This is a genomic window from Pseudomonas mucoides (assembly GCF_015461845.1).
Taxonomy (GTDB): Bacteria; Pseudomonadota; Gammaproteobacteria; order Pseudomonadales; family Pseudomonadaceae; genus Aquipseudomonas; species Aquipseudomonas mucoides.
In genome coordinates this window covers 286,394-308,814 of the sequence record NZ_JACOPW010000005.1, presented here as the reverse complement: position 1 = coordinate 308,814, position 22,421 = coordinate 286,394, and the positions used below count along the sequence as shown (strand labels likewise).

The following is a 22,421-nucleotide window of genomic DNA, read 5'->3' as shown; positions in this document are numbered from 1 at the left end:
AGCTGTGAAGCGAATTCTTGATGCGCCTGAGGTTTTCGTGATCAGACAAGACGCTTGCGGGAAGATCTGGACGCCCGCCCCAGAAACCACCCTAGAATAGGCCCAATCAGCATACCAAACAGCAGCGCAAGAACCATGACCAGCGATACTGGCATTTGCGGAACTGACCAGCCGAGGAACAGCAATGAAACCGACTGCTGATTTTCAAGCATGAAAGCCAGAACTGCCAAAATCAGCAACAGGACAACTATTGCGAGTAGTACGCGCTTGAGGTTACGCATGCGCCGATCCTTTATTCATGAAGGCCAAAACCCTCCTCCTCTTCCTCATTGACCCGATCGCGCAACTCCTTCCCCGGCTTGAAATGCGGAACGAACTTACCGTCGAGGCTGACGGACTGGCCGGTTTTTGGATTGCGACCTACGCGTGGTGCACGGTAGTGCAAGGAGAAGCTGCCAAACCCACGGATCTCGATACGATCCCCTGTGGCGAGGCATTGGGACATTTGCTCAAGCATGGTCTTGATGGCCAGCTCCACATCCTTGGATGAGAGCAGCCCTTGATGGGTGACAATTCGTTCGATCAACTCCGACTTCGTCATATTTTTCCCTTCTTTTTCAAGCAGCTAGGAAAAGCGCTTCAAAGGTTTTAGCATGCTCGAAAGAATTTGAACAGCCCGAGTTTTCACATATATTTTCAAGCCCCGGGGATGCCATATAAACCCCGGCTCCCCGATATAGCCCTCACTCAGCGACAGATAACCAACATGGTCCGCGTCAGGTAGCCCGCCGGATTGAAACCAAAAGGGAATTCATCCTCGTCCTTGGCGTCATCAGACCTTGCGACGACCTTATACCCTGCCGCCTTACACTCCCTATCCGCACGCTTGCGACACTTTTCCCACCCGGACCCCAGCCCGGAACAGTCAATCTCAATACCACTGACCCCGCGCACGACATGAGTCTTGGCATTAGTGGTACAACCCGCCAATGTCAGTACTGCTATTACGACAATGAGCTTGTTCATTCACTTCCTTATGCCGGGCGGCTTGCCCGACTGTCGTTCACTTCAGGCTAAAGGTTAGCTGCAAACAAACGATTGATCCGATTAAAGAAAGAGACAACTTATCGGGGATATTGGTTTCACAATCCTTGCAGCCAAAAAGCATCGGCGAGACCACCAAATCGCAGGCACAAAAAAGGGCGACCGAAGTCGCCCTTTTTCTATGGTCTGACAGAACTTAGTTCTGTTTTTCCATTTGTGCACGCAACAGGTCGCCCAGAGTGGTAGGACCAGCAGCGACGTCAGCAGCAGGCTTGTCTTTCAAGCTCTGGATTGCTTCTTTCTCTTCAGCATCGTCTTTCGACTTGATGGAGAGCTGGATTACACGGCTCTTGCGGTCAACGCTGATGATCTTGGCTTCTACTTCCTGGCCTTCTTTCAGAACGTTGCGCGCGTCTTCAACGCGGTCACGGCTGATTTCGGAGGCTTTCAGAGTCGCTTCGATATCGTCGGCCAGAGTGATGATGGCGCCTTTAGCGTCAACTTCTTTCACGATGCCTTTAACGATTGCGCCTTTGTCGTTCTCTTGAACGTACTCGGAGAACGGATCGCTTTCCAGTTGCTTGATACCCAGGGAGATACGCTCGCGCTCTGGGTCAACCGACAGGATAACGGTGTCCAGCTCGTCGCCCTTCTTGAAGCGGCGAACGGCTTCTTCGCCCACTTCGTTCCAGGAGATGTCGGACAGGTGAACCAGACCGTCGATGCCACCGTCCAGACCAATGAAGATACCGAAATCGGTGATCGACTTGATGGTGCCGGAGATTTTATCGCCCTTGTTGAACTGGCCAGAGAAATCTTCCCATGGGTTAGATTTGCACTGCTTGATGCCGAGGGAGATACGACGACGCTCTTCGTCGATGTCCAGAACCATAACTTCCACTTCGTCGCCGACTTGTACGACTTTCGAAGGGTGGATGTTCTTGTTGGTCCAGTCCATTTCGGAAACGTGTACCAGGCCTTCAACGCCTTCTTCCAGCTCAGCGAAGCAGCCGTAGTCGGTCAGGTTGGTTACACGAGCGGTAACGCGAGTGCTTTCTGGGTAACGGGCTTTGATAGCAACCCATGGATCTTCGCCCAGTTGCTTCAGGCCCAGGGAAACACGATTGCGTTCGCGATCGTACTTCAGAACCTTGACATCGATCTCGTCGCCAACGTTGACGATTTCGGAAGGATGCTTGATACGCTTCCAAGCCATGTCGGTAATGTGCAGCAGGCCATCGACGCCACCCAGATCGACGAATGCGCCGTAATCGGTGAGGTTTTTGACGATACCTTTGACTTGCTGACCTTCCTGCAGGGATTCCAGCAGAGCTTCACGCTCGGCGGAGTTCTCGGCTTCGAGGACGCTGCGACGGGAAACGACAACGTTGTTGCGTTTCTGGTCGAGTTTGATGACCTTGAATTCCAGCTCTTTGCCTTCCAGGTGCGTAGTATCGCGCACAGGGCGGACGTCAACCAGAGAACCTGGCAGGAACGCACGGATGCCGTTAACGTCGACAGTGAAGCCGCCTTTAACCTTACCGTTGATAACGCCCTTGACCACTTCTTCGGCTGCGAAGGCTGCTTCCAGAACAATCCAGCATTCAGCGCGCTTGGCTTTTTCACGGGACAGCTTGGTTTCACCAAAGCCGTCTTCAACCGAGTCCAGAGCAACGTGAACTTCGTCACCGACGTTGATGTTCAGTTCGCCAGCGTCGTTGTAGAACTGCTCAAGCGGGATGAGTGCTTCAGACTTCAGGCCAGCGTGAACGGTTACCCAGCGAGCTTGGTAATCGATATCAACGATAACACCGGTGATGATGGAGCCTGCCTGAAGGTTCAGGGTTTTTAGGCTTTCTTCAAAGAGTTCCGCAAAGCTTTCGCTCATTTTAATTCCTGTTGATGAGGGCGAAGACTACGCCCATCTCCACACCCCAGACGGTATGGGTTAGTTTCATTTAAAAGAAGCCACCGCAGGACTATGACTGGTCCCCCGCGGCCTTCTTGGTCACCCGGCGATATCGCGAATGGCGATCTCGCTCATGATGCGTTCCAACACCTGATCAATGGACAATTCCGTGGAATCCAGCTGTATGGCGTCAGCCGCCGGTTTGAGCGGGGCTACCGCTCGCTGGGTGTCACGCTCATCGCGGACACGTATCTCATCTAGCAGACTCGACAGACTAACACCATCGACTTTGCCCTTCAACTGCAAGTATCGACGGCGCGCACGCTCCTCGGCACTGGCAGTGAGGAATATCTTCAAGGGCGCGTCCGGAAAAACCACCGTGCCCATATCCCGGCCATCGGCTACCAGCCCCGGCATTTCCTGGAAAGCACGCTGGCGCTGCAGCAGCGCCTCGCGTACGGCGGGCAATGCCGCAACCTGGGATGCGCCGGCGCCGACACTTTCAGTACGAATCACATCACTGACTTCGTCGCCTTCCAGAATGATTCGCTGCAGTTGACCGTCCGTCGCAGCGATGAACTGCACGTCCAGATGTGCCGCGAGCGCCTTCAGCAATTCTTCATTGGTCAGATCAACACCATGATTGTGCGCAGCGAACGCCAGCAAACGGTACAGCGCACCGGAATCCAGCAGATTCCAGCCCAGACGTTTCGCCAGAATCCCGGCGATCGTGCCTTTACCGGAACCGCTCGGGCCATCGATGGTAATGACTGGCGACTTGTTGATCACGACTGAGCCTCTTCAGCAACCCGGATACCGACCTGCGCGCACAGCGTAAGGAAGTTCGGGAACGACGTCGCGACGTTGGCGCAATCGTGGATGCGGATCGGTGCAGTCGCGCGCAGCGATGCCACGCTGAACGCCATGGCAATCCGGTGATCGCCATGACCATGCACTTCGCCGCCGCCGATCTGGCCGCCGTCGATGATGATGCCATCCGGGGTCGGCTCGCATTTGACGCCCAGCGCCAGCAAGCCATCGGCCATGACCTGGATCCGGTCCGACTCTTTGACCCGCAGCTCTTCGGCACCACGCAACACCGTGCGCCCTTCGGCACAGGCCGCGGCCACGAACAGCACCGGGAATTCGTCGATGGCCAGTGGAACCAGGGCCTCGGGAATCTCGATACCTTTAAGTTTAGCTGCACGTACGCGCAAGTCCGCGACCGGTTCGCCGCCGACTTCACGCTGGTTTTCCAGGGTGATATCGCCGCCCATCAGGCGCAGGATGTCGATCACGCCGGTACGGGTCGGATTGATGCCGACGTGTTCGAGCACCAGCTCAGAACCTTCAGCGATCGATGCGGCCACCAGGAAGAACGCGGAGGACGAGATGTCGCCCGGCACTTCGATGTGGGTCGCGGTCAGCTTGTGCCCGGACTCGACCGATGCAGTCGCACCGCTGACACTGACCGGATAACCAAAACCTTGCAACATGCGCTCGGTGTGGTCGCGCGTCGGGGCAGGCTCGGTAACGGTGGTCTTGCCTTCAGCGTACAGACCCGCCAGCAGCAGGCAGGATTTAACCTGGGCACTGGCCATTGGCATGGTGTAGGTCAAGCCCTTGAGCGTGTGGCCGCCACGAATGATCATCGGTGGACGACCTTCAGCAGCGGTCTCGATCACGGCGCCCATTTCACGCAGCGGATTGGCCACGCGATTCATCGGGCGTTTGGACAGCGAAGCGTCACCGGTCAGGGTGCTGTCGAAGTTCTGCGCAGCCAACAGGCCAGACAGCAGACGCATCGAAGTACCGGAGTTACCCAGATAGATCGGGCCGGGTGCCGGCTTCAAGCCATGCAGGCCGACACCGTGGATGGTCACACGACCATGATGCGGACCTTCGATCACAACACCCATGTCACGGAAGGCTTGCAGGGTCGCCAGAGCGTCTTCGCCCTCGAGGAAGCCTTCGACTTCGGTGACGCCTTCGGCCAGGGAGCCAAGCATGATCGAACGGTGGGAAATCGATTTATCGCCCGGTACACGAATCCGCCCAGTCAGGCGGCCACCAGGTTGTGCCAGGAAAATCAGGTCGTTGGAGTTCATAGCGTCCACATAGGCCCGGCGGGCCAGGATTTTACTGAAATGCTCGCGGGCAACCCGGGCGCGCGTGAACACGCCCAACAATTGGTGCCCATCCCCTGCATCGACCGCGTCGCGCAAGGCGTCGAGGTCGCTGCGAAATGTATCGAGTGTGCGCAGGACAGCTTCGCGGTTAGCGAGGAAGATGTCGTGCCACATGACCGGATCGCTTCCCGCGATTCTTGTGAAATCGCGGAAACCGCCGGCAGCGTAACGGAAGATCTCAAGGTTTTCATTGCGCTTGGCCAACGAATCGACCAAACCGAACGCCAACAGGTGCGGCAAATGACTGGTCGCCGCCAACACTTCATCGTGGCGCTCGACCTGCATGTGTTCGACATCGGCGCCCAATTCGCGCCACAGACGGTCGACCACTGCCAGCGCGGCCGGATCGGTTTGATCCAGCGGCGTCAGAATCACTTTATGACGACGGAACAGCTCGGCGTTGGAGGCTTCCACCCCGCTCTGCTCGGAACCGGCAATCGGATGCCCCGGCACAAAGCGCGACGGCAGGCCGCCAAACGCTTCGGTTGCCGCACGGACGACATTGCCTTTGGCGCTACCGACGTCGGTCAGAATCGCCGATCCGAGATCCATTGCCGCCAAGCGTGCCAGCATCTTTTCCATGGCCAGGATCGGAATGGCCAGTTGAATCACGTCAGCGCCCTGGCAAGCAGCGGCCAGGTCTTCTTCACAGCGATCCACCACGCCCAACTCGACCGCCAGCTTGCGCGACTGCGGATCCAGGTCAACCCCGACCACTTCGCGGCACAGGCCGCTTTCACGCATGCCCTTGGCGAACGAACCACCGATCAATCCCAGACCGACCACCACCAGGCGACCGATCATAGGTGCAGCAGATTGCAGTGCAGTGACATCAACCACGAGCCAGAACCTTGGTCAGCGCCTCTAGGAAGCGGCTGTTTTCCGCCGGCAAACCGATCGTGACACGCAGGTGGTTCGGCATGCCGTAGTTGGCCACCGGACGCACGATCACACCTTCGCGCAACAGCCCCTGGAACACCGGTGCAGCCACGCGACCGAGATCGACGCAGATGAAGTTGCCCTTGGACGGGATCCAACTCAGCCCCAACTCACGAAAACCGGCTTCCAGTTGCAGCATGCCGGACTCGTTCAGGCGACGGCTTTGCGCCAGGTAGTCGACGTCTTGCAGCGCAGCGCATGCAGCGGCCAAGGCCAGACTGTTAACGTTGAACGGCTGACGCACACGGTTCAGGACGTCCGCGACCACGGCGGTGGACAAGCCATAGCCGACCCGCAATGCCGCCAGGCCATAGGCCTTGGAGAATGTACGAGAAACCAGCAGGTTCGGATAAGCCGCCAGATAATCCAGGCCATCCGGCAAGTCGCTGCCCTCGGCGTATTCGATGTAGGCCTCGTCCAGCACGACCAGCACATGCGCCGGAACATCCTGCAGGAATTCGTCCAGTGCCTCGGCATCGAACCAGGTTCCGGTCGGGTTGTTCGGGTTGGCAATGAAGACCACGCGAGTGTCGGCATCGATCGCCGCCAGCATGCCCGACAGGTCATGCCCCCAGTCTTTGGCCGGAATCACTTTGGCCTGGGCACCGACGGCCTGGGTCACGATCGGATAGACCGCAAACGCATGCTCACTGAACACGGCATTGAGGCCCGGCGCCAGATAGGCACGCGCGACCAGCTCCAGAATGTCGTTGGAGCCATTGCCCAGCGTCACTTGATTCAGTTCGACGCGGCACTGCTCGGCCAACAGGGTCTTGAGCGCAAAACCATTGCCGTCTGGATAACGGGTCAGCTCGGCCAGCGCATTCTGAATCGCCGTCAGCGCCTTGGGACTCGCGCCCAACGGGTTTTCATTACTGGCCAGTTTGACGATGCTCGCCGGATCAAGGTCCAGCTCGCGCGCCAGTTCGTCCACAGGCTTGCCCGGGACGTACGGCGAAAGTTGTTGCACGCCCGGCTGTGCCAGGGCGAGGAAGTCATCACTCATTTGCTACCCCTTAGAGAACTGCTTTCGGGTAGGAACCCAGCACTTTGAGTGCCACTGCTTCCTGACTGATCTTTTCCAGCACACCTTTGACCAATGGATCGCGATGGTGGCCGACGAAGTCGATGAAGAACACGTAGGTCCATTTACCGCTGCGCGACGGACGCGTCTCGATGCGCGTCAGGTCGATACCGTTGTCGTGGAACGGCACCAGCAACTCGTGAAGCGCGCCCGGTTTGTTGCTCATGGAGACGATGATCGAGGTCTTGTCGTCGCCGGTCGGCGGCACTTCCTGGCTGCCGATCATCAGGAATCGCGTGGAGTTATCCGGGCGATCCTCGATTTTCTCGGCCAGACGGGTCAACCCGTACAGACCAGCGGCCATGTCGCCGGCAATCGCCGCCGAGTTCCACTCACCTTTAACCCGCTTGGCCGCTTCGGCGTTGCTGGACACCGCCACGCGCTCGACATTCGGGTAGTGTGCGTCCAGCCACTTGCGGCACTGGGCCAGCGATTGGGCATGGGAATAGATGCGACTGATGCTGTCGGTCTTGGTGTTTTCACCGACCAACAGGTGGTGGTGAATACGCAGCTCGACTTCGCCACAGATCACCATGTCGTGTTCGAGGAAGCTGTCCAGCGTGTGGTTGACCGCGCCCTCGGTGGAGTTCTCCACCGGGACCACGCCAAAGTTCACCGCACCGGCCGCCACTTCGCGAAACACTTCGTCGATCGCCGCCATCGGCTTGCTGATCACCGCGTGGCCGAAGTGCTTCATGGCCGCGGCTTGGGTGAAGGTGCCTTCAGGGCCGAGGTAAGCCACTTTCAGCGGCTGCTCGAGCGCCAGGCACGAAGACATGATTTCGCGGAACAACCGCGCCATCTCTTCATTGCCCAGTGGCCCCTGGTTACGCTCCATCACGCGTTTGAGCACCTGGGCTTCACGCTCAGGACGATAGAACACCGGCACTTCGCCTTCGGCCAGCGAGGCCATCTTTACTCGCGCAACTTCCTGGGCGCAGCGTGCGCGCTCACTGATCAGCTCCAGGACTTTTTCGTCCAGGGCATCAATGCGCAGGCGCAGTGCCTTGAGTTCTTGCTCAGACATTAGCCGTGTTCCTTCTCGAACTCTGCCATGTACGAAACCAATGCGTTGACCGCAACGATGTCGACGGCGTTATAGATGGAGGCGCGCATGCCACCCACGGAACGGTGGCCCTTGAGGTTCAACAGGCCACGCTCGTCGGCACCGGCCAGGAACGGCTTGTCCAGACGGTCGTCAGCCAGACGGAACGGTACGTTCATCCACGAGCGATCCGGCTTGTTGATCGGGTTGCTGTACAAGCCGCTGGCGTCGATGAAGTCATACAGCGTGCGCTGCTTCACTTCATTGAGCTTGCCGATGGCCTCAACACCACCCTGCTCTTTCAGCCACTCGAACACCAGGCCGGACAAGTACCAGGCCAGGGTTGGCGGGGTGTTGTACATCGAGCCGTTATCGGCCGCTACCTTGTAGTTGAGCATGGTCGGGCACAGGGAACGGGCGTGACCCAGCAGGTCTTCACGAACGATGTTGACCACGATGCCGCTCGGGCCGATGTTTTTCTGGGCGCCGGCGTAGATCATGCCGAAGCGCGAAACATCGACTGGACGCGACAGGATGTCCGAGGACATGTCGGCCACCAGCGGAACATCACCAGTTTGCGGAATCCACTGGAATTCCAGGCCGCCGATGGTTTCGTTCGGCGCGTAGTGAACGTAGGCCGCGTCTTTCGACAGGTTCCATTCGTTCTGACCGGGAATAGCAAAATAGTCGTAAGGCTTGGCAGTCGCGGCGACATTCACATTGCCGTAGCGCGAAGCTTCTTCGATGGCTTTCTGCGACCAGATACCGGTGTCGATATAGTCGGCAGTACCGTTTTCCGGCAACAGGTTCAGAGGAATCTGAGCAAATTGCTGGCTGGCGCCGCCTTGCAGAAACAGCACTTTATAGTTCGAAGGGATATTCAGCAGATCACGCAGATCCTGCTCGGCCTTGGTGGCAATGGACACGAACTCATCACTGCGATGGCTCATTTCCATGACCGACAGGCCCTTGCCGTGCCAGTCAAGGAGTTCACCCTGAGCGCGCTGCAGGACAGCTTCGGGAAGTGCCGCAGGACCGGCACAGAAGTTATAGGCTCTCTTGCTCACATCCAATCTCGCTCTGATTTGGTGGTAATCACGCAATAAATCACAACATCAATCGACACAGAGTCCCTGCTGAAGCACAGCTTTTGTAGGAGTGAGCCTGCTCGCGAATGCATCACCGCGATGTGTCAGACATACCGCGGCGCCTGTATCGTCGGAACGCCGCCCGGAGCTGGCTCACTCCTACAAGGGACTCCATAGGTGTCGATATTTTCATACGGGACAAACAACAAGGGGGCGAATTCTCATCCGCCCCCTGTTTGTTCGCTTACTCTTGTGGCTCTTCGTCAGCGGCGGCATCGAGTTGCTGATCATCAACAACGTCGTCGATCACGACTTCGCCGATGAACTCTGCACCCTCTTCACCTTCCAGCTCTTCACCTTCGACTTCCGATGGCTCCTGAACCCGCTCCAGACCGACCAGCGTTTCATCGCTGGCCAGCTTGATCAGGGTCACGCCCTGGGTGTTACGACCGAGGCTGGACACTTCGTCGACACGGGTACGAACCAGGGTGCCCTGGTCGGAAATCAGCATGATTTCCTCACCATCGAGCACCTGGACCGCGCCGACCAGTCGGCCGTTACGGTCGTTGCTGACCATGGCGATAACGCCCTGACCGCCACGTTTGTATTCAGGGAACTCAGTGATCGCCGTACGCTTGCCGAAACCACGCGCCGAAGCGGTCAGGATCTGGCTGCCTTCTTCCGGGATCAGCATGGAAATCAGCTTCTGGCCTTCCGGCAGACGCATGCCACGAACACCGCGAGCGGTACGGCCCATGGCGCGAACGTCGGTTTCCTTGAAGCGAGTGACCTTGCCGCCGTCGGAGAACAGCATGACTTCGCGCTCGCCATCGGTGATGGCGGCAGAAATCAGTACGTCACCTTCGTCCAGCTCCAGCGCGATCAGACCCACGCTGCGTTGACGGCTGAAGGATTCCAGCGGGGTCTTCTTCACGGTGCCTTTGGCGGTCGCCATGAAGATGAAGTGACCTTCGGTGTATTCCTCGACCGGCAGCATGGTGGTGATGTATTCATCACTGTCCAGCGGCAGCAGGTTGACCAGCGGACGACCACGAGCAGCGCGGGACGCTTCTGGAATTTCGTAGGTTTTCAGCCAGTACACTTTGCCCTTGCTGGAGAACAGCAGCAGCGTGGTGTGGCTGTTGGCGACCAGCAGGTGAGCGATGTAGTCCTCATCCTTGACGCCGGTGGCCGATTTGCCTTTACCGCCACGACGCTGAGCCTGGTACGCAGCCAATGGCTGGGTCTTGGCGTAGCCACCGTGGGAAATGGTCACGACGCGCTCTTCTTCCGGGATCATGTCACCCAGGGTCAGGTCGAGACGGGCATCGAGGATCTCGGTGCGACGCACATCACCGTACTCGGCGCGGATCACTTCCAGTTCTTCGCGGATCACTTCCATCAGGCGCGTGGCGCTGCTGAGGATGCGGATCAGCTCGCCGATCTGGTTGAGGATCTCTTGATACTCGGCCAGCAGTTTTTCGTGTTCCAGACCGGTCAGACGGTGCAGACGCAGCTCCAGAATGGCTTGCGCCTGTTCTGGCGACAGGAAGTACTTGCCGTCGCGCAGACCGTATTGCGGGTCCAGGGTCTCCGGACGGCAAGAATCGGCACCGGCGCGCTCAACCATGGCCACTACGGCGGAGGATTCCCAGGCTGTGCTGATCAGCGCTTCCTTGGCTTCCGACGGCGTTGGCGAGGCCTTGATCAGGGCGATGACCGGGTCGATGTTCGACAGGGCAACCGCTTGACCTTCCAGGATGTGACCGCGCTCGCGGGCTTTACGCAGTTCGAACACAGTACGACGGGTAACGACTTCGCGACGGTGACGCACGAAGGCTTCCAGCAGGTCCTTGAGGTTCAGGATCCGTGGGCGGCCGTCGATCAGCGCGACGATGTTGATACCGAACACCGCTTGCAACTGGGTCTGGGCGTAGAGGTTGTTGAGGATCACCTCTGGCACTTCGCCGCGACGCAATTCGATCACAACGCGCATACCGTCCTTGTCGGACTCGTCGCGCAGCTCGGTGATGCCTTCAAGCTTCTTCTCTTTCACCAGCTCGGCGATCTTTTCGATCAGACGGGCTTTGTTGAGCTGGTAAGGGAGTTCGGTAATGACGATCTGCTGACGGCCACCGACCTTGTCGATGTCTTCGATCGTCGAGCGGGCACGCATGTAAATGCGGCCGCGACCGGTGCGGTAGGCTTCGATGATGCCGGCGCGACCGTTGATGATCGCGGCGGTCGGGAAGTCCGGACCGGGGATGTATTGCATCAGCTCATCGATGGTCAACTCAGGGTTGTCGATGAGGGCCAGGCAACCGTCGATGACTTCACCGAGGTTGTGCGGCGGAATGTTGGTCGCCATGCCCACGGCGATACCGCTGGAGCCGTTGACCAGCAGGTTGGGAATACGGGTCGGCATGACCGCCGGGATCATTTCGGTGCCGTCGTAGTTCGGCACCCAGTCCACGGTTTCTTTATGCAGGTCAGCCAGCAGCTCGTGCGCCAGCTTGGTCATGCGCACTTCGGTGTATCGCATGGCCGCGGCGTTGTCGCCGTCCACCGAACCGAAGTTGCCTTGACCGTCTACCAGCAGGTAGCGCAGCGAGAACGGCTGTGCCATGCGGACGATGGTGTCATACACCGCGGTATCACCGTGCGGGTGATACTTACCGATGACGTCACCGACAACACGGGCAGATTTCTTGTACGGCTTGTTGAAGTCGTTGCCCAGCTCGCTCATCGCGAACAGCACACGCCGGTGCACGGGCTTCAAGCCATCGCGCGCATCCGGCAGGGCCCGCCCGACAATTACGCTCATTGCGTAGTCGAGGTAGGACTGCTTCAGCTCGTCTTCGATATTGACCGGGAGGATTTCTTTGGCCAGTTCGCCCATGAGAAGCTCGATTCCTTTTTCTGGTGAAACTTCGTCACATCCATATGGGACGAACGAAGCTCGCCGCTGCAGGCTGAGTGCCATACACCGACTTACGACAAATCAACAAGATTAACCATGGATTTGCGCAGTAAAGACAACCCCGTGGGACTGCCTCGGAAAACGCCGGATGTTATCACAAGAGCCGCCACGCACCTATCCCCCAGACGCGCATGGAGCATAGTAAGTTGACCGGTGACAGGCTTGAGGGAGACGAGAGGGGCTTAGAGCTGCACCGAATCAAAAAATCATGCCTGATTCATGCTGATTCATTGACTTTGATGACCTCTTCGCGGGCAAGCCCGCTCCCACAGGGATCTCTGCATGCCCGAGATCTCCCGAACGATGCAGATCCCTGCGGGAGCAGACTTGCCCGCGAAAGCGATGTTTCAGGCGCTAGACATTATTAATGCAAGCGCTTACGGCACATCAACAGCGCCATCTTCGCCGTATCCGGGCGCTCGACAATGCCCTTTTCGGTAACGATCACGTCGATCAAGTCCGCCGGGGTCACGTCGAACACCGGGTTGAACGCATCGACATCCGCCCCGATCCGCTTGCCCCCGACCTCCAGCAATTCACGACCATCGCGTTCTTCGATAGGAATTTCATCGCCACTGGCCAGGTTCATGTCGATGGTCGAACTCGGCGCCACCACCATGAAGCGCACGCCGTGGTGCATGGCGTTGACCGCCAGCTGATAAGTGCCAATCTTGTTCGCCACATCGCCATTGGCAGTGATGCGGTCGGCGCCGACGATTACCCAGGTCACGCCTTTGGTTTTCATGATGTGCGCGGCGGCGGAGTCGGCATTCAGGGTCACGGGAATGCCTTCATTGGCCAGCTCCCATGCGGTCAGACGCGAACCTTGCAGCCACGGCCGGGTTTCATCGGCGTAAACCCGCTCGACCATACCCTCGATAAAGGCCCCGCGAATCACGCCCAGCGCCGTGCCGAAGCCGCCGGTGGCCAGTGCGCCAGTGTTGCAGTGGGTCAGGATTGCCTGAGCATTACCCTGGTGCTTGCGAATCAAGTCCACACCCAGCTGGGCCATGGTCAGATTGGCTTCGCGATCACTTTCATGAATGGCGAGAGCCTCGGCCTCCAGGGCCGCCAGAGGGTCTGCGTCTTCCTTGAGACGATCCAGGCGGTCGCGCATGCGACTCAGGGCCCAGAACAGATTCACCGCGGTTGGACGGGAATCGGCCAGTACCGCGTAATCCTCTTCCCACGCAGCCTGCCAGTCACCGCCCTCGGCAATCCGGGCGCGGGCCGACAGCACCATGGCATACGCCGCACTGATGCCAATCGCCGGCGCACCGCGCACCACCATCGAACGAATGGCCTCGGCCACACCGGCTGCACTGGTGTAGGCAATCCAGGTTTCTTCGAAGGGCAAAACACGCTGATCCAGCAGGTACAGGGCGCCATCACGCCAATCGATGGCCTTCACTTTCTCCGCAGCCAACAGTCGATCGCGCATCCCACACCCCGCACTCAAGCACAAAAGCCGCCGATTATAGCGATCCCCCCGCGAAGACGCTCGGGTATACTTCGCCATCCTTTACAAAAGCACTGGAACCGACCCTCGATGCCGAACACTGCCGCTGCGCTCGACCTGTTATTGCTGCCGACCTGGCTGGTACCCGTCGAACCCGCTGGCGTTGTCCTCAAAGAGCATGGCCTGGGCATCCGTGACGGACGCATCGTATTTATCGGCCCACGCTCGACTGCGTTGAAGCTTAACGCAACTGAAGTGCGCGAGTTGCCGGACATGCTGCTCAGCCCCGGCCTGATCAATGCCCACGGTCACGCCGCCATGACGCTGTTTCGTGGCCTGGCCGATGACCTGCCGCTGATGACCTGGCTGGAAAACCACATCTGGCCCGCCGAAGCCAAATGGGCCGATGAAGCCTTCGTACGGGATGGCACGGACCTGGCCATCGCCGAGCAGATCAAAGGTGGCATCACCTGCTTCTCTGACATGTATTTCTTCCCGAAGGTTGCCAGCGAGCGCGTGCACAACAGCGGTATACGCGCGCAAATCGCCATTCCGATCCTCGATTTCCCGATCCCGGGCGCCAGCACGGCGGACGAAGCCATTCGTCAGGGCGTGGAATTGTTTGGCGATCTCAAGCACCACGAGCGCATCAAAATCACCTTCGGCCCCCATGCGCCTTACACCGTGAGCGATGAAAACCTGGAGAAAATCCGGGTGATTGCCGAAGAGCTGGACGCCTCGATCCACATGCACGTCCATGAAACCGCCTTCGAAGTGCAGCAATCGGTCGAGCAGCGCGGTGAACGCCCGCTGGCTCGCCTTGGCCGCCTGGGCTTGCTCGGGCCGCGCTTCCAGGCCGTTCACATGACCCAGATCAGCGATGAAGACCTGGTGATGCTGGTAGAAAGCAACACCAACGTGATTCATTGCCCGGAATCCAACCTCAAGCTGGCCAGCGGATTTTGCCCGGTCGAGCGCTTGTGGCAGGCCGGCGTCAATGTGGCCGTCGGCACCGACGGCGCCGCCAGTAACAATGACCTGGACCTGTTGGGCGAAACCCGCACCGCTGCGTTGCTGGCCAAGGCCGTCGCCGGCTCGGCCACCGCGCTGGATGCTCATCGCGCCTTGCGCATGGCCACGCTCAATGGCGCCCGTGCGCTGGGGATCGAGGCTGAAACCGGCTCGCTGGAAATCGGCAAAGCGGCAGACATCGTCGCGTTTGACCTCTCCGGCCTGGCGCAGCAACCGGTCTACGACCCGGTTTCGCAACTGATCTACGCCACCGGCCGGGACTGCGTGAAACACCTGTGGGTCGCGGGCAAGCAGCTGCTTGATGACCGACGCCTGACCCGCCTCGATGAAGAACAGTTATGCGCCACCGCCAAGGCTTGGGGCCAGCGCATCAGTGGCCGCACCGAATCGTAAGATCCCCGGACCAGAAAACCGGGGCAACAGGATTTTTCAAGTTTTAGAGGACTGAACCATGAGCAACGTCGACTACGCCGAAATCGCCAAATTCGAAGCCCTGGCCCATCGCTGGTGGGACCGTGAAAGCGAGTTCAAGCCGCTTCACGACATCAACCCGCTGCGGGTCAACTGGATTGACGAACGCGTCAACCTGGCCGGCAAGAAGGTGCTGGACGTCGGTTGCGGCGGCGGAATCCTGAGCGAGGCCATGGCCCAGCGCGGCGCCACCGTCATGGGCATCGACATGGGCGAAGCACCGCTCGCGGTCGCGCAGTTGCATCAGCTGGAGTCGGGCGTGAACGTCGAGTACCGGCAGATCACCGCCGAAGGCCTCGCCGAGGAAATGCCCGAGCAGTTCGACGTTGTTACCTGCCTGGAAATGCTCGAGCACGTGCCGGATCCGTCGTCGGTCATTCGCGCCTGCTTCCGCATGGTCAAGCCGGGCGGCCAGGTGTTCTTCTCCACCATCAACCGCAACCCGAAAGCGTACCTGTTCGCCATCGTCGGCGCTGAATACATCATGAAGCTGCTGCCGCGCGGCACGCACGATTTCAAGAAGTTCATCCGCCCTTCCGAGCTCGGCGCCTGGAGCCGCATGGCTGGCCTGACCGTCAAGGACATCATCGGCCTGACGTACAACCCGCTGACCAAGCACTACAAACTGGCGGCCGACGTGGACGTCAACTACATGATCCAGACCCTGCGCGAGGAGTAAGCCGATGCGTATCAGAGCAGTCCTTTTTGACATGGACGGCACGCTGCTCGACACCGCGCCGGACTTTATTGCCATCTGCCAGGCAATGCGCGCCGATCGCGGCTTGCCGTCAATGAATGACAAGCACATCCGTGACGAGATTTCCGGCGGCGCCAAGGCGATGGTCGCCGTGACCTTCTCGATGGACCCGGAGTCGCCAGGCTTTGAAGAGCTGCGACTCGAATTCCTCGAGCGCTATCTCGCCGGATGCGCGGTGCATAGCAAGCTCTTCGACGGCATGGGCGAATTGCTGGCCGACATCGAGCAGTCCAGCCTGATCTGGGGCGTGGTGACCAACAAGCCGCTGCGTTTCGCCGAGCCGATCATGCAGCAACTGGGGCTGGCCGAGCGTTCCGCGCTGCTGATCTGCCCGGACCACGTGAAGAACAGCAAGCCAGACCCGGAGCCGCTGATTCTGGCATGCAAGATGCTCGACCTGGACCCGGCCAGCGTGTTGTTTGTCGGCGATGACCTGCGCGATATCGAATCGGGCCGCGATGCCGGCACCAAGACCGCTGCGGTGACCTACGGCTACATTCACCCCGACGACAACCCGCGTCACTGGGGTGCGGACGTGGTGGTTGATCACCCGCTGGAGTTGCGCAAGGTGCTCGATAGCGCTTTATGCAGTTGCTAAGTAGAGCGGCTTTTTGTGGCGAGGGAGCTTGCTCCCGCTGGGGCGCGAAGCGACCCCTCTAGCTATCACCGCACTCTGTCAGGCACACCGCATCTGCAGGTTTCACGACTGCTGCGCAGCCGAGCGGGAGCAAGCTCCCTCGCCACAGGTTCGGTGTTCGCCTTATTGTTGAATTGTGTTGAGGTTTTCTTATGTTTGATTATTCCGCTCGCCCCGAATTGCTCAAGGACCGGGTCATTCTGGTCACCGGTGCCGGCCGCGGCATCGGCGCGGCGGCTGCGAAAACCTACGCAGCCCATGGCGCCACTGTCCTGCTGCTGGGCAAGACCGAAGCCAACCTGACTCAGGTGTATGACGAAATCGAAGCAGCCGGGCATCCACAGCCGGCGGTGATCCCGTTCAACCTGGAGACCGCCCTGCCCCACCAGTACGATGAACTGGCGGCGATGATCGAGACCGAATTCGGCCATCTCGACGGCTTGCTGCACAACGCATCGATCATCGGCCCCCGCACGCCGATCGAACAACTGTCCGGCGAAAACTTCATGCGCGTCATGCAAGTCAACGTCAACGCCATGTTCATGCTCACCAGCACCCTGCTGCCACTGCTCAAATTGTCGCAAGACGCCTCGGTGGTATTTACCTCCAGCAGTGTCGGCCGCAAGGGCCGCGCGTACTGGGGCGCTTATGGCGTGTCCAAATTTGCCACCGAAGGCCTGATGCAAACCCTGGCCGACGAAGTGGACACCGTGGCCCCGGTCCGCTCCAACAGCATCAACCCGGGCGCCACGCGCACCAGCATGCGGGCCCAGGCTTACCCTGGGGAAAACCCGCTCAACAACCCGACCCCGGAGGAGATCATGCCGGTCTACCTCTACCTGATGGGACCGGACAGCACTGGCATCAACGGCCAGGCGTTCAACGCCCAGTAACACCGTGCGTCGCTTTTGTGCCGTGCCGATTTTCCGGCGCGGCACTCAAAGTGAGTCGTAACTACCCCCCTCCCAGTCAAACAACCGCCACCCCTTTTCGTTAAAAAAACTCAAAATCAAACTCAACTCTATGTTTTTTATAGCTTTATATTCGAATGAACCGAATGGCACGACTTTCGCTCTAAATTTGCTCAGACACGCAGTGTGAAAGCAGACAGGCGGGCTCCCAAGTCGATAGGTTACTAATCTTCGGCAAAGCAGACTAAACTTGCGCCAACTGTCCCACGGGACTGATGGACCAGTATGACGCGCAGCCTGAAGCCGCTCTCACCCAGCCTGTAAGACAGCTTTACCGCTTAGGGGCTCAGCCATATGAAATCACCTTCCCAGACCAACGCAATTGACTTCGATAGCGCCAAATTGCAACGCCTGGGATTTGGTCAGCAACCTCCTCTTCTGGAACGCCCCGTCAGCCTTGCGCTATTGCGCCAGCAACTGGGTCAGCAGTTGCAAACCAGCCTCGAGCCACAACGCATTCTCGGACTTTTCTTCCGCGAAGTTCAGCGCCTGGTACCACTGGATGCCTTGAACTATCGGCATCAGGCCAGTGACTTGCGCCTGGAGTTCGGTCAGCGCGGCCATCACTCGGTCAGTTACAGCCTCAGCCATGAAGGCGAGCAGCTGGGTGAACTGGTCTTCCGCCGCAATCAGCGATTCAGCGAGCTTGATCAAGGCAATCTGGAGTCGTTGCTGTCGGCACTGCTGTTCCCGATGCGCAATGCCCTGCTTTACCGGGCGGCGACGCAAAGCGCATTGCGTGACCCATTGACCGATACTGGCAACCGCATCGCCATGGATCAGACCCTGGAACGCGAAATCGAGATGTCGCGACGCCACTTGATGCCTCTGTCCCTGCTGATGCTGGACATCGACCACTTCAAAAACGTTAACGACAGTTATGGCCACAACGCCGGCGATGACGTACTCAAGGCCGTCGCCACGGCGATCAAAAACCAGTTGCGCAATGTCGACATGGTATTCCGGTTTGGCGGCGAAGAGTTTCTGATCCTGCTGTCCAACACCACTCGAGAAGCTGCCGCCATGGTCGGCGAACGGCTGCGGGCAGCAGCTCAGGCTCAGGACTATCGGGCGGATGGCAATGCAGTAGAACTGACCGTCAGCCTCGGATGTTCGACCCTGCTGCCGGGTGAGTCTGCCGAGAGCTTGTTGCGACGGGCTGACAGTGCGTTGTATGTCGCCAAGCGCGAGGGGCGCAACCGGTTGACGATGGCGGGTTGAGCTCTAAACAACACTACAAACCAATGTGGGAGCGAGCTTGCTCGCGATAGCTTTCTAACATTCAGCATCTTTATTGAATGTTTAGCAGCCATCGCGAGCAAGCTCGCTCCCACATTTGGTTTGTAGTGTCTTTAAACCCGTTTAGCTTTCTGCCAGCGCCATGCGCTCACGCGCCACCGGTGCTTTTTCCGAATGCTCCAGCTGCATGCAGCGCTCCAGAAACAGGTGCATGTAGTCATAGCTTTTGCAGATGGCCTGACGCAGTTCCACTTGCAATGACTTGCTCGGGTTCATGCCGGCCAGGGTGCAGATGATTTCCAGTGCCTCCCACGGATGGGCATCGTCGTACTGGGCGTGCATCTTCAACCACTTCATCGCCCGTTTGCGATCCTCTTCCGGAAACGCCGCCGCATAGACGCCACTGGAGCAAACCAGCGCCGACCACTCACCGGTTGCGCCTTCAATGGCGTAGTTGGTCGCGGCGATGGCGACGATCAGCGAATCCGCCGAACTGGTGTGCCAGCACCAATGGCTCAAGGCATGAAGTTCAGGGGGCACCTGCTGCGCCTGCAAATCTTCAAGGCTGACGCCGTGCGCCCGACTCCAGTGCACCCAGTAATCGGCATGGTTCAACTCCACGCGAATATTGCGCATCAGCCAGCGACGCGCCATGTCTTCGCCAGGATGGCGGGCAAAGCGGGTCTTGGTCAGGTTTTGTGCCATGTATAACGCGAACTGTTCAACGACCGGCCAGCCACCGATGAGGTACTGACGCATGGTTTTTGCGCTGAGTTTGTTATCTCGCATGCGCTGATACAGTTCGTGTTCGACAACCCGGCGCTTACTCTCGCTGCAATCCTTGATGAGCTGTTGCGCCCAGGCAGGATAACTTGCAGCTTCCATGAGTGGTCCGGTTCGGTTGAATGTGTCGATCACTGTCGGGCTCCTTTTGATTGTGATTGTTCGGATCAGCAAGAGATTTCAACGGAACGTGCCCGGGGCCTTGAACAACAAAGGCTGAGGCCGGGCAGGACGACTTTGCAAACTATCGCAGGTAAACAGATGCGGGCGTTCAATCACATACCCTTGAGCGAAATCGACCCCGATTTCCAGCAATGCCTGCTCGATCTGGGGTGACTCTACAAACTCGGCAATCGTGCGCTTACCCATGACATGGCCGATGTGGTTGATCACTTCGACCATGGCGCGGTTAATCGGGTCGTCCAGCATGTCCTTTACGAAACTCCCGTCGATCTTCAAGAAGTCTACAGGCAAATGTTTCAAGTAAGCGAACGAGGACATTCCGGCGCAAAAGTCATCTAACGAGAAGTGACAACCTAAACCCTTGAGCTCATTGATAAATCTGATTGCACTGCCCAAATTGGAAATAGCACTGGTTTCAGTGATTTCAAAACAAATCATTTCAGGCGGAATGGAATAGTTAACAAACTGTTCACGCAGGAAGTCCAGAAACGCCTCATCTCCGATAGTAGTACCTGACAGATTAATCGCACACATGGCTAACGGACCTTTACGCGCCTCCGATATACATTGGGCAATGACCTTGAAGACGTTCTCCACGACCCAGCGATCGAGTGCAGTCATCAAGCCATAACGCTCCGCCGCCGGAATAAAACTGTCCGGCAGGATCATGCGGCCGGCTTCGTCATGCAGGCGCAACAGAATTTCGATATGCCCGCCCCCGCGCTCGGTATGCCCTAGGGGTGCGATTTCCTGGGAGTAAAGGCAAAAGCGATCCTCTTCCAGCGCCATATGCAGACGCTGGACCCAGGCCATCTCGCCAAAGCGCAGCGACAGCTCCGAGTCATCGGCGTGATAGACCTGAACTCGATTGCGCCCCTTTTCCTTGGCCATGTAACACGCCATGTCCGCAGCACGCAGCGAGGCTTCAAGGGAAGTTGGCGTTTGCGCCAGATGAACCAGCCCGATGCTCACCGTCGTCACGAAGGGCCGGCCTTTCCAGACAAAGTGCAGGTTCTGGACGGTCTGGCGCAGGTTCTCGGCAATCTTGTCGGCCGCTTCCGGCGCGCAATTTTCCAACAAGATGCCGAATTCGTCGCCACCGAGGCGGGCCAGGGTGTCGCCTTCGCGCAAGCCCGACTGCAACAGCGCGCAGATATGCCGCAGCAACTCGTCGCCCGCCGCATGGCCACAGGTGTCGTTGACCAGTTTGAATTGATCCAGATCGAGAAACATCAGGGCATGACGCCCGGAATGCCGCGTCAGGTTGTGCAGTGCCTGCTCCAGCCGAAACTCGAACTCTCGGCGGTTGGCGAGCCCGGTCAAGGCGTCATGAGTCGCCTGCCAGGACAGATTGGCAATGTATTGGCGCTCCTGCGTCATGTCATGCAACACCAGCACGGTGCCGCTGACCTTGCCCGCATTGCGAATCGGCGAGCCAACCAGCGTCACCGACACCGTGCTGCCATCCAGGCGCTGAATCAGCTTTGAATGTTCGCTGCCCCCGCTGAGCTGACCGCTCAGAATATGTTCGATCAACGTGAAACCATCAGCCTGGGCGTTTTCATCCAGCAAGTTGAACAGTGCCGCCAAAGGCAGACCCGTCGCCTGTTCGGCTTTCCAGTGGGTCAGCGCCTCGGCGGCGGGGTTCATGTAGGCAATAGCGCCTTCGACATCCGTGGTAATGACCCCGTCGCCAATGGATTGCAGGGTGATCTGCGCCCGGTCTTTCTCCAGTTGCAGCGCCTCGGCGAACTCATGGCGCTGCCTGAGCAACTTGTGGGTACGCAGCAACGCCAGCGCGATCAGGCCCAGCGCCGTGGCGAGGTTTGTCACCAGCAGCAACCGGAGAATCAGGCGCGAGCCTTCGCCCAACGCATCGCTGAACGCTTTGGCAGCGGGCGTCACTGCATCGTTGATGGCGAATATCCGATCCTTCCAGCGCCAGATATCGGCGGTGGTGGCCTGACCTTCGGTAATGCGCTGGTGCATCTCTTGCGCCACGTCATTGAGTTGCAGCAGGTACGCGTCGCCCACCGTCCAGCGGTCAATGGCTTTTTCAAGGTAGGTGAAATGGCGGAAATTGAGGTAGAGCCAGATCAGGCTTGAAACGTCGTCGGGGTGGTTACCCCCTTTGAGGATAGCCACTCGCGCAGCTTCGATATCGGGCGGCTGGAGATCCAGCGCCACACGCAATTCGTGGCCACCCTGAGGAACGGCAATGGCGTTCTGGTATTTGCGGAAAATCGCCTCGTCGCGATTGTCCGCGTAGAGGTTGAGGTAATAGATGGCGTCCTTTTGGCCCTTTGACCAAAGGCTTTCACCGGCAACGTAGCCGCGAACCGCCGACAGAACGTACAGGCTGACGCCACCCAACAGGGCCTGAAACAGCACGACGGCAATAAATGGCCAGACGATGCCCAACAACCGTGGCGTTCCGAGAGTCCGGGTTTGATTCATGAGGTCCCTTGTTTTAGCACTGCCAGATCATCATCCCAACGTGATCGCTATAGCTAGACTAGGGTGCGTTCTCGATCCCGGCAAGCGAGAAGCCTGCCAGGACGGGCAAGTCCTTGATTATTCGCCGGGATGTTCCCGGCGACGCATGAAGCGC

General features: G+C 58.6%; 18 protein-coding genes. 5 read left to right on the top strand and 13 right to left on the bottom strand.

Translation table 11 applies throughout. The features are described 5' to 3' along the window. Positions 1-41: 41 nt before the first annotated feature. The 11 genes from H8F22_RS22485 to mtnA form a co-directional block, all read right to left on the bottom strand. Positions 42-281, bottom strand: coding sequence for a LapA family protein (locus H8F22_RS22485; RefSeq protein WP_059182369.1), 240 nt, complete (start codon positions 279-281; stop codon positions 42-44). Positions 282-292: 11 nt separating this feature from the next. Beyond that, positions 293-601 (bottom strand): integration host factor subunit beta, encoded by a 309-nt coding sequence (gene ihfB / locus H8F22_RS22480; protein WP_059182368.1) that lies wholly within the window; start codon positions 599-601, stop codon positions 293-295. A 146-nt stretch (positions 602-747) separates the two neighbouring features. Continuing rightward, on the bottom strand, positions 748-1,026 hold the full coding sequence (locus H8F22_RS22475; protein ID WP_027924114.1) for a hypothetical protein: 279 nt from the start codon (positions 1,024-1,026) through the stop codon (positions 748-750). Between the two features lie 214 nt (positions 1,027-1,240). Next, positions 1,241-2,932: a 30S ribosomal protein S1 gene (gene rpsA / locus H8F22_RS22470; protein ID WP_027924113.1), complete on the bottom strand. Its 1,692-nt coding sequence runs from the start codon at positions 2,930-2,932 to the stop codon at positions 1,241-1,243. 120 nt (positions 2,933-3,052) lie between these two features. Continuing rightward, positions 3,053-3,742, bottom strand: a complete 690-nt coding sequence (gene cmk / locus H8F22_RS22465) for a (d)CMP kinase (RefSeq protein WP_027924112.1) — start codon at positions 3,740-3,742, stop codon at positions 3,053-3,055. Beyond that, the gene (locus H8F22_RS22460) at positions 3,739-5,946 is read right to left on the bottom strand and encodes a bifunctional prephenate dehydrogenase/3-phosphoshikimate 1-carboxyvinyltransferase (RefSeq protein WP_059182367.1); all 2,208 of its coding nucleotides are present in this window, start codon (positions 5,944-5,946) and stop codon (positions 3,739-3,741) included. The genes cmk and H8F22_RS22460 overlap by 4 nt, the downstream gene beginning before the upstream one ends. A gap of 28 nt (positions 5,947-5,974) precedes the next feature. Continuing rightward, entirely contained in the window at positions 5,975-7,087 is a 1,113-nt protein-coding gene (gene hisC, locus H8F22_RS22455; RefSeq protein WP_027924110.1) for a histidinol-phosphate transaminase, read from the bottom strand. Between the two features lie 10 nt (positions 7,088-7,097). Further along, a complete protein-coding gene (pheA, locus tag H8F22_RS22450) occupies positions 7,098-8,192 on the bottom strand; it encodes a prephenate dehydratase (RefSeq protein WP_007899727.1) in 1,095 nt (364 codons plus the stop codon). Continuing rightward, positions 8,192-9,277: a 3-phosphoserine/phosphohydroxythreonine transaminase gene (gene serC / locus H8F22_RS22445; RefSeq protein ID WP_027924109.1), complete on the bottom strand. Its 1,086-nt coding sequence runs from the start codon at positions 9,275-9,277 to the stop codon at positions 8,192-8,194. The genes pheA and serC overlap by 1 nt, the downstream gene beginning before the upstream one ends. A 265-nt stretch (positions 9,278-9,542) precedes the next feature. Beyond that, a complete protein-coding gene (gyrA, locus tag H8F22_RS22440) occupies positions 9,543-12,197 on the bottom strand; it encodes a DNA gyrase subunit A (RefSeq protein ID WP_027924108.1) in 2,655 nt (884 codons plus the stop codon). A 445-nt stretch (positions 12,198-12,642) separates the two neighbouring features. Continuing rightward, positions 12,643-13,719 (bottom strand): S-methyl-5-thioribose-1-phosphate isomerase, encoded by a 1,077-nt coding sequence (gene mtnA, locus H8F22_RS22435; protein ID WP_027924107.1) that lies wholly within the window; start codon positions 13,717-13,719, stop codon positions 12,643-12,645. Between the two features lie 108 nt (positions 13,720-13,827). Between mtnA and H8F22_RS22430 the strand changes: the two genes are divergently transcribed. From H8F22_RS22430 to H8F22_RS22410, 5 genes are all read left to right on the top strand, one after another. Further along, the gene (locus H8F22_RS22430) at positions 13,828-15,162 is read left to right on the top strand and encodes a TRZ/ATZ family hydrolase (protein WP_027924106.1); all 1,335 of its coding nucleotides are present in this window, start codon (positions 13,828-13,830) and stop codon (positions 15,160-15,162) included. A gap of 58 nt (positions 15,163-15,220) precedes the next feature. Then, entirely contained in the window at positions 15,221-15,919 is a 699-nt protein-coding gene (ubiG, locus tag H8F22_RS22425) for a bifunctional 2-polyprenyl-6-hydroxyphenol methylase/3-demethylubiquinol 3-O-methyltransferase UbiG (protein ID WP_007945809.1), read from the top strand. Between the two features lie 4 nt (positions 15,920-15,923). After that, positions 15,924-16,595 (top strand): N-acetylmuramic acid 6-phosphate phosphatase MupP, encoded by a 672-nt coding sequence (gene mupP, locus H8F22_RS22420; RefSeq protein ID WP_027924105.1) that lies wholly within the window; start codon positions 15,924-15,926, stop codon positions 16,593-16,595. Positions 16,596-16,786: 191 nt separating this feature from the next. Continuing rightward, positions 16,787-17,527, top strand: coding sequence for a YciK family oxidoreductase (locus H8F22_RS22415; protein WP_008031809.1), 741 nt, complete (start codon positions 16,787-16,789; stop codon positions 17,525-17,527). Between the two features lie 372 nt (positions 17,528-17,899). Next, the gene (locus tag H8F22_RS22410; RefSeq protein ID WP_059182366.1) at positions 17,900-18,826 is read left to right on the top strand and encodes a GGDEF domain-containing protein; all 927 of its coding nucleotides are present in this window, start codon (positions 17,900-17,902) and stop codon (positions 18,824-18,826) included. Between the two features lie 141 nt (positions 18,827-18,967). Here H8F22_RS22410 and H8F22_RS22405 read toward each other — a convergent pair whose 3' ends face one another. Continuing rightward, positions 18,968-19,729 (bottom strand): TenA family transcriptional regulator, encoded by a 762-nt coding sequence (locus H8F22_RS22405; RefSeq protein ID WP_228758893.1) that lies wholly within the window; start codon positions 19,727-19,729, stop codon positions 18,968-18,970. Between the two features lie 78 nt (positions 19,730-19,807). After that, the gene (locus H8F22_RS22400) at positions 19,808-22,267 is read right to left on the bottom strand and encodes an EAL domain-containing protein (protein ID WP_059182365.1); all 2,460 of its coding nucleotides are present in this window, start codon (positions 22,265-22,267) and stop codon (positions 19,808-19,810) included. Positions 22,268-22,421: the final 154 nt, after the last annotated feature.

What these genes read in the sequence shown, in the direction of transcription:
- mtnA (WP_027924107.1), bottom strand. Translation starts at nt 13,719, where the DNA reads ATGCGCGATCGACTGTTGGCTGCGGAGAAAGTGAAGGCCATCGATTGG.
- ihfB (WP_059182368.1), bottom strand. Translation starts at nt 601, where the DNA reads ATGACGAAGTCGGAGTTGATCGAACGAATTGTCACCCATCAAGGGCTG.
- gyrA (WP_027924108.1), bottom strand. Translation starts at nt 12,197, where the DNA reads ATGGGCGAACTGGCCAAAGAAATCCTCCCGGTCAATATCGAAGACGAG.
- H8F22_RS22405 (WP_228758893.1), bottom strand. Translation starts at nt 19,729, where the DNA reads ATGGAAGCTGCAAGTTATCCTGCCTGGGCGCAACAGCTCATCAAGGAT.
- ubiG (WP_007945809.1), top strand. Translation starts at nt 15,221, where the DNA reads ATGAGCAACGTCGACTACGCCGAAATCGCCAAATTCGAAGCCCTGGCC.
- H8F22_RS22485 (WP_059182369.1), bottom strand. Translation starts at nt 281, where the DNA reads ATGCGTAACCTCAAGCGCGTACTACTCGCAATAGTTGTCCTGTTGCTG.
- H8F22_RS22415 (WP_008031809.1), top strand. Translation starts at nt 16,787, where the DNA reads ATGTTTGATTATTCCGCTCGCCCCGAATTGCTCAAGGACCGGGTCATT.
- H8F22_RS22460 (WP_059182367.1), bottom strand. Translation starts at nt 5,946, where the DNA reads ATGATCGGTCGCCTGGTGGTGGTCGGTCTGGGATTGATCGGTGGTTCG.
- H8F22_RS22400 (WP_059182365.1), bottom strand. Translation starts at nt 22,267, where the DNA reads ATGAATCAAACCCGGACTCTCGGAACGCCACGGTTGTTGGGCATCGTC.
- H8F22_RS22475 (WP_027924114.1), bottom strand. Translation starts at nt 1,026, where the DNA reads ATGAACAAGCTCATTGTCGTAATAGCAGTACTGACATTGGCGGGTTGT.
- mupP (WP_027924105.1), top strand. Translation starts at nt 15,924, where the DNA reads ATGCGTATCAGAGCAGTCCTTTTTGACATGGACGGCACGCTGCTCGAC.
- H8F22_RS22430 (WP_027924106.1), top strand. Translation starts at nt 13,828, where the DNA reads ATGCCGAACACTGCCGCTGCGCTCGACCTGTTATTGCTGCCGACCTGG.
- rpsA (WP_027924113.1), bottom strand. Translation starts at nt 2,932, where the DNA reads ATGAGCGAAAGCTTTGCGGAACTCTTTGAAGAAAGCCTAAAAACCCTG.
- hisC (WP_027924110.1), bottom strand. Translation starts at nt 7,087, where the DNA reads ATGAGTGATGACTTCCTCGCCCTGGCACAGCCGGGCGTGCAACAACTT.
- H8F22_RS22410 (WP_059182366.1), top strand. Translation starts at nt 17,900, where the DNA reads ATGAAATCACCTTCCCAGACCAACGCAATTGACTTCGATAGCGCCAAA.
- pheA (WP_007899727.1), bottom strand. Translation starts at nt 8,192, where the DNA reads ATGTCTGAGCAAGAACTCAAGGCACTGCGCCTGCGCATTGATGCCCTG.